Origin of the sequence: Kitasatospora sp. NPDC057512, assembly GCF_042802135.1 — a bacterium.
Lineage (GTDB): Bacteria > Actinomycetota > Actinomycetes > Streptomycetales > Streptomycetaceae > Kitasatospora.
This window is the reverse complement of record NZ_JBHVET010000842.1, coordinates 1-3,335: the sequence shown is the minus strand read 5'-3', so window position 1 is coordinate 3,335 and position 3,335 is coordinate 1. Positions and strand designations below refer to the sequence as shown.

5 protein-coding genes are annotated in these 3,335 nt (G+C 71.0%); 1 reads left to right on the top strand and 4 read right to left on the bottom strand.

Features of this window, described 5'->3' with window-relative positions; genetic code table 11:
• Window positions 1-25: 25 nt before the first annotated feature.
• Window positions 26-532, bottom strand: a complete 507-nt coding sequence (locus tag ACFU6K_RS34625; RefSeq protein ID WP_380669916.1) for an RICIN domain-containing protein — start codon at window positions 530-532, stop codon at window positions 26-28.
• Window positions 533-930: 398 nt separating this feature from the next.
• Here ACFU6K_RS34625 and ACFU6K_RS34620 point away from each other — a divergent pair, with 398 nt between their 5' ends.
• Window positions 931-1,329: a hypothetical protein gene (locus tag ACFU6K_RS34620; RefSeq protein ID WP_380669914.1), complete on the top strand. Its 399-nt coding sequence runs from the start codon at window positions 931-933 to the stop codon at window positions 1,327-1,329.
• 64 nt (window positions 1,330-1,393) lie between these two features.
• On the opposite strand, the gene ACFU6K_RS34615 is transcribed toward ACFU6K_RS34620, so the two are convergent.
• The 3 genes from ACFU6K_RS34615 to ACFU6K_RS34605 all read right to left on the bottom strand — a co-directional run bounded on the left by ACFU6K_RS34615 (window position 1,394) and on the right by ACFU6K_RS34605 (window position 3,271).
• Entirely contained in the window at window positions 1,394-1,942 is a 549-nt protein-coding gene (locus tag ACFU6K_RS34615) for a hypothetical protein (RefSeq protein WP_380669912.1), read from the bottom strand.
• Between the two features lie 101 nt (window positions 1,943-2,043).
• Window positions 2,044-2,622: a hypothetical protein gene (locus ACFU6K_RS34610; RefSeq protein ID WP_380669910.1), complete on the bottom strand. Its 579-nt coding sequence runs from the start codon at window positions 2,620-2,622 to the stop codon at window positions 2,044-2,046.
• Window positions 2,623-2,686: 64 nt separating this feature from the next.
• Window positions 2,687-3,271: a hypothetical protein gene (locus tag ACFU6K_RS34605; RefSeq protein WP_380669908.1), complete on the bottom strand. Its 585-nt coding sequence runs from the start codon at window positions 3,269-3,271 to the stop codon at window positions 2,687-2,689.
• Between the last annotated feature and the right edge of the window lie 64 nt (window positions 3,272-3,335).

Genomic DNA, 3,335 nt, shown 5'->3' with positions numbered 1-3,335 from the left:
GGGGCGGGAAGGTGCCGCTGGAGGCTCAGGGGGCGGCGGGGGCAACCACGTCCCAGAGCTGACGCGGGCTGTCGTCGCGGAGCGCCTTCACCACGTTGGCGCCGTTGCTCTGCGCCGCGATGACGTAGTCCTGGTCCGTGGCCTCGGCGATGACATACCTGTCGCCCGTCCGGTCGATCTGCCACTGCTGGGTCGGGATGTTGGGGTTGCACGCGACGAGCGGGATCGGCGTGCCGGGCTCCGCGAACGCCTGGAGGCACTTGTCGGGCTTCCCCTTGGACTCGATCAGGTAGCCGCCGGGGGTCGGGCGGAGGATCCAGTCCTGCCAGACCGTGCCGTTGGGCTGCCAGGTGATGGCGTCGGTCCCGTACTTGGCGGAGTCCAGGAAGCCGTTCACGGACTCGTTGTAGAAGCGCACTTCCTGGCCGGGGCCGCGCACTTCGCCCGCCGAGGCGGGCGAGGCCGAGGCCACCGCGCCGGTGACGGCCAGGACGGCGGTCGCGACGGCGGCCGCCTTCTTGATGCTGAACAAGGATTTCTCCTTCTGCGAGGGTGATTCCTCGAATTCCGTGACCGCCTACACGGCCACGGAGCCGAGGGAATCACCCGCACCGGACCCCCGCAACGGCAAGTAACCCGAGTGGAGTCAGCCCACGAACCGCATTGCTCCGTCTGCCGCAGCGCGGAGTTGCGCCCGGGCTCCCCCTCCCCCCGGCGCAGTCCCTCGGACCCACCGGGGAGATCCGCGCGCTGATCCTATTGGCACATGATCGGAAAAAGGCCTGATCTCATCCTCTGCGAACTCCCGGAACGGAAGCCGGTTTTCCGCCACCGGGGGCCGGGGTAGGGCCGAGACGTTCGCATCCCGACCGTTTCATCATCACGGCGGGCGCGAATCCTTGATGCTTTCTTGTCGGAAGGACAACCCTCATGCACAGGACCCTCCGCAACGCCCTCGCCACCGTCATCGTGACGGGTGCGCTCACCACCGCCGCCGCTCCCGCCGCCCTGGCCGCCGAGCAGGCGCCGTCGACGGCCGGGGTGCGGGCGGAGCTCCGCAACCCGAAGACGATCAAGGTGGCCGCCTACAACCAGGCCCGCGGCACCCTCATCAACGCCGGCAGCAAGACGGCCGCCAAGTCCCACCCGGCACACGGCACGAAGGACGTCCCCGTCTCCCACGGCACCAGCCTGCTGGCGGAGGCCCGCGACGAGTTCCGCGCCGCCGACAAGAAGCTGCCGGCGAGCCAGAAGAGGTCCGACATGTCGATCCCGCACTACAACGCCATCCACAACGCGGCCACCACCATGGGCATCGACACCTGGTGACACCGCCCCGCCGAGCCGAACCGCCCTGCTCTCCCCCGGATTTCGGAGGAGGGCCGGGCCGGCCTCAGCCCTTCGGGGGCCTGGGCTCCTCCCGGGGCTCGCTCAGGCTGCCGTCCGGGTGGACGTCGAAGACCGTGACCTTCTTGCGGCCGGTGATGGTGATCCGGTCCGGGCCGGACCAGTCGGCGCGCACGAAGTCGCCGCCCCGGGTGTTCCAGATCCCCATGCTCCAGTGGCGGGCCGACCAGCCGGTGCCGGCCACCAGCTCCACCCGGTAGATCGGGTCGATCGAGAAGGCGACGTTGGTCATGGTCAGCACCCGGTCCGGGCGCCCCGGGGAGGCCTCCCGGTCGATCCGCCCCTCGCCGCTCACGAGCGCCAGGAACGCGATCAGCGGCCCACCGAAGATCAGCGCCACCAGGGCGACGGAGCAGCCGATCTGCGACACCCAGGTCCGGAACTCCATCCCGATGAACAACGCGACGGCGGTCAGCACGACCGCCGTCCCGACCAGCAGGACCGGGTGGTTGAGCCAGTGCTCGACCACCACGAGCCCTCCCGACCGGGACTCGTACCGACCCACCGCGTAGGCCAGCAGCGCCAGAAGCGCCACCCCTCCGAGTCCCCACACGATCCTTTTGCGGCGTACCGCTGTCACCTTCGCCCCCCGGCGGTTCTTGACCGAACTTCGGCGCGGACCCTACTACAGGCCCGCTACCGCGACCGGGGCGTGGACGACGGGCTGCTCAACATCCCGTCCCCGCCCACGGTGTAGACCTGGATCTCCTTCTCCGAGGTCACCGTGATCCGGTCCGGGCCCGACCACTCGGCCCTGAGCAGGCGCTCGCCCGGCCCCCTGGCGCCGAGGGACCAGTGGCGGGCCGACCAGCCGATGCCGGTCAGCAGCTCCACCCGGCGGTCCGGCTCGAACGAGTCGGCGGCATCGGTGAAGACGAGCACCCGGTCCGGGTGGCCCGGGGCGGGCTCCCGCGCGGTCCGCACCCCGGAGTCCGCGGCGAGCGTCGACAGCGCGGCCGGTACTCCGAGCAGGACCAGCGCCACCAGGCCGCCGGCCAGGCCGACTTGCGACTCCGGCGTACGGAAGTCCAGCTCGACGATCACCGAGATCAGACCCAGCACCACCGCCGCCCCGACCAGCAGGACCGGGCGGTGGAACCAGAGTTCGAGCTCCACCAGCCCGCCCGAACGGGAGGCGTGCCGGCCCACCAGGTAGGCCGACAGCGCCACGAGCGCCACGCCCCTGAGCCCCCACGCGATCCGTTTGCGGCGCACCGCTGTCATCGTCGCCCCCCGGCGGTCCGTTAGCGAACTTCGGCGCGGACCCTACTACAGCCCGCTACCGCGACCGGGGCGTGGACGACGGGCCGCCCAGTGTCCCGTCCTCGCCCACGGTGAAGACCTCGATCTCCTTCTCCAAGGTCACCGTGATCCGGCCCGGACCGGACCATTCGGCCTTGACGAAGCCGTCCTCCTCCTCCCAGGTGCCGAGGCCCCAGTGGCGGGCCGACCAGCCGGTGCCGGTCAGCAGCTCCACCCGGTAGACCGGATCGATCGAGAAGGCGATGTCGGTGACGCTCAGCACGTGGTCGGAGCGGTTCGGGTCGGGCTTGCGGTCGACCAGCCGGCCGTCGCCACCGAAGACGTACGCCAGGCCACCGACCGCCGCCCCGATGACGAGGAGCGGCGACAGGACCGCCGCGCAGCCGATCTGCGCCCACCTGGTGCGGAACTCGACCTGGGCCAGCGCCGAGGCCATGGCCAGGGTGACGGCCGTGCCGAGCAACAGCACCGGGTGGTTCAGCCGGCGCTCGACCTCGACCAGCCCGCCCTGGCGGGAGGAGAAGTAGCCCGGCAGGTACACCAGGAAGGCCGCCAGCGCCGCGCCCCGGAGCCACCAGACGACCTGCCTGCGGCGCGTCATCGTCATTTGCTCCCCCCGGAGTTGCCCTTTGCCGGGACTTTACTACGGGGGTGCAGAGCGGCCC

Excerpts from the sequence above, each read along its gene's own strand:
- ACFU6K_RS34620 (WP_380669914.1), top strand. The coding sequence starts at position 931 with ATGCACAGGACCCTCCGCAACGCCCTCGCCACCGTCATCGTGACGGGT.
- ACFU6K_RS34605 (WP_380669908.1), bottom strand. The coding sequence starts at position 3,271 with ATGACGCGCCGCAGGCAGGTCGTCTGGTGGCTCCGGGGCGCGGCGCTG.